This window comes from Tardiphaga sp. (assembly GCF_028290785.1).
Classification (GTDB): domain Bacteria; phylum Pseudomonadota; class Alphaproteobacteria; order Rhizobiales; family Xanthobacteraceae; genus Tardiphaga.
This window is the reverse complement of record NZ_JAQGJD010000200.1, coordinates 1-2,632: the sequence shown is the minus strand read 5'-3', so window position 1 is coordinate 2,632 and position 2,632 is coordinate 1. Positions and strand designations below refer to the sequence as shown.

Annotated in this window: 4 protein-coding genes; all 4 read left to right on the top strand. The window is 65.1% G+C overall.

The window, feature by feature from the left end; genetic code table 11:
* The first annotated feature begins 41 nt into the window (after positions 1-41).
* On the top strand, positions 42-899 hold the full coding sequence (locus JWR89_RS11630) for a cytochrome c oxidase subunit 3 (protein WP_299715964.1): 858 nt from the start codon (positions 42-44) through the stop codon (positions 897-899).
* A 236-nt stretch (positions 900-1,135) separates the two neighbouring features.
* Positions 1,136-1,528, top strand: coding sequence for a DUF983 domain-containing protein (locus JWR89_RS11625; RefSeq protein WP_299715961.1), 393 nt, complete (start codon positions 1,136-1,138; stop codon positions 1,526-1,528).
* Complete coding sequence (locus JWR89_RS11620; RefSeq protein ID WP_299715955.1) at positions 1,525-2,280, top strand: SURF1 family cytochrome oxidase biogenesis protein; 756 nt, start codon at positions 1,525-1,527, stop codon at positions 2,278-2,280. Before JWR89_RS11625 ends, JWR89_RS11620 begins: the two co-directional genes overlap by 4 nt.
* 209 nt (positions 2,281-2,489) lie before the next feature.
* Positions 2,490-2,632 (top strand): hypothetical protein (locus JWR89_RS11615; protein WP_299715958.1); only part of this gene is annotated, 143 nt, incomplete at its 3' end.

Here is a 2,632-nt window from a genome sequence, read left to right as displayed (position 1 = left end):
ACGTGCCGGCGCAACCCGGCGCAGCTGACGGAGAGACCGCAATGGCTACGGCGCAAGCAAAGCACCACGACTATCACCTCGTCGATCCCTCGCCCTGGCCGGCGGTCGGCTCGCTGTTCGCCTTCGTGATGGCGGTCGGCGCGGTCAGCTGGATGCACCATATGTATGCCGCCGCGCCGATCGTGTTCGGCATCGGCACCATCGGCGTGCTCTACACCTTCGCCAGCTGGTGGACCGATGTGGTCCGCGAAGCGCAGTACAAGGGCGACCACACCCGCGTCGTGCAGATCAGCCATCGCTACGGCATGATCCTGTTTATCGCTTCCGAAGTGATGTTCTTCGTGGCCTGGTTCTGGGCCTATTTTAACGCTTCGCTGTTCCCCGCCGACGCCGTGCACGCGACGCGCGAGGCGCTGTTCGGGGGCGTCTGGCCGCCGAAGGGCATCCAGACCTTCGACCCCTGGCATCTGCCGCTGCTCAACACGCTGATCCTGCTGACCTCGGGCACCACCGTCACCTGGGCGCACCACGCGCTGCTCGAGGGCGACCGCCGTGGCCTGAAGTATGGCCTGATCCTCACGGTGATCCTCGGCGCGCTGTTCTCCTGCGTGCAGGCCTACGAGTACAGCCACGCTGCCTTCGCCTTCTCCGGCAACGTCTACGGCGCCACCTTCTTCATGGCCACCGGTTTCCACGGCTTCCACGTGCTGGTCGGCACCATCTTCCTGCTGGTCTGCCTGTTCCGCGCCTATGCCGGCCACTTCACGCCGAAGCAGCACCTCGGCTTCGAATTCGCCGCCTGGTACTGGCCTTTCGTCGACGTGGTCTGGCTGTTCCTGTTCATCAGCATCTATGTCTGGGGCTATGGCGGCCACGTCGCCGAAGCCGCCGCGCACTGACCGCATTGCGGTGCTAGAAGAGGGCGGCCGCAGGGCCGCCCTTTTTGTTTGACTCGGTTCTTATTCCTTTCTTCCTTCTCCCCGTGTGGGAGAAGGTGGCCCGGACGAAGTCCGGGCCGGATGAGGGGTATTTGCGACAGTGCGCGTGGCACCCTCACCCGTCCGCGCTGCGCGCGGCCACCGTCTCCCACCTAGCGAAGCGCCGCTTCGCGCGGGGGAGAGGGAAGGAAGAGATGATGACCGATCAACTGCCCACCATTCCGCTCTCCCAAACCATTCTCCGCGGCCTCGCCTGCAAATGCCCGCGTTGCGGCGTCGGCAAGCTTTACCGTGGCTTCATTGACCTGCGACCGTCGTGCGAGAACTGCGGGCTCGATTACGCTTTCATCGACGTCGGCGACGGCGCGTCTGTCTTCCTCATCATGATCGCAGGCGCCATCGTGGTCGGCTGTGCGCTGGTGGTCGAGATCAAGTACCAGCCGCCGTTCTGGCTGCATGCCGCGCTCTGGCTTCCGCTGATCCTGCTCACCACCATCGCGCCGCTGCGCTCGATGAAATCGCTGCTGATCGCGCTGCAGTTCCACCACAAGGCCTCTGAAGGCCAGTTGATCGATCGCACCCCGAAATGACCATCACCTCCACGCGCCCGCGCGGCACTATGGGACTTGCCATCGTCACGCTGGTGATCGTCGGCACGCTGCTGTCGCTCGGCTTCTGGCAGTTGCAGCGCCGCAGCGCCAAGCACGCGCTGGTCGCGGCGCTCACGGAGCGGCTCGCCGACATGCCGGGCGCGCTGCCGGCGGCTGCGACCTGGTCGGTGTTGACGCCCGCCAAGGATGAATTCCGCCGCGTTACGTTCACCGCGACGCTGAAGCCCGTGCCCGATGCCATGGTCTACTCCTCCGGCTCTGGCGTTCGCACCGACGTGCCCGGCCCGGTGACCTGGGCGTTCCTGCCGGCGCAGTTGCCGTCCGGTGAAACCGTCGTCATCAATGCCGGCTTCGTGCAGAACACCATGCAGGACCGTTCGCAACAGGACCGCGCGGTGCAGCGCTTGATCACCGGCGCACCGGTGGCGATGACCGGCTACCTGCGGTTTCCCGAAGCCGCCGGCGCGCTGACGCCGAACGACGACGTCAGGAAGCGCTTGTGGTTCACCCGCGACCAGCGCGCGATGGCGCAGGCACTCGGGTGGGGCGAGGTGGCGCCGTTCTATATCGACCTGGAGTCGCCGGTGCCGGCGAGCGGCATTCCGAAGCCCGGGCCGCTCGAAGTCCATCTCAAGGACGACCACCTGCAATATGCCATCACCTGGTTCGGGCTGGCGGCGGCGGTGATCGTTGCATTCGGGGTGTGGATCAAGGGGCAACGACGATCATAGGGTGGGCAAAGGCACTCTTGCGCCGTGCCCACCATCGTCATCCCGGTGAATGCTGTGGGCACGCTTCGCTTTGCCCACCCTACGGACCGCCCATTTCCCGGTTTCCCCTTGATCCCAAAACCCTTTATGGTGCCGGACGATTTCACGCCCGGTGAAGTTTTAGCCCATCAATATCAAAGGCTTGGCGCGTGCCGCCTTTGGAGGACGCTGTGACGACGTATATTTCCACGCGGGGCGAGGCCCCCATCCTGGGCTTCTGCGATGTGATGCTGACGGGCCTTGCCCGCGACGGTGGCCTCTATGTGCCGCAGGTCTGGCCGCAGCTTTCGGCGGAGACCATCGCCTCGCTGTT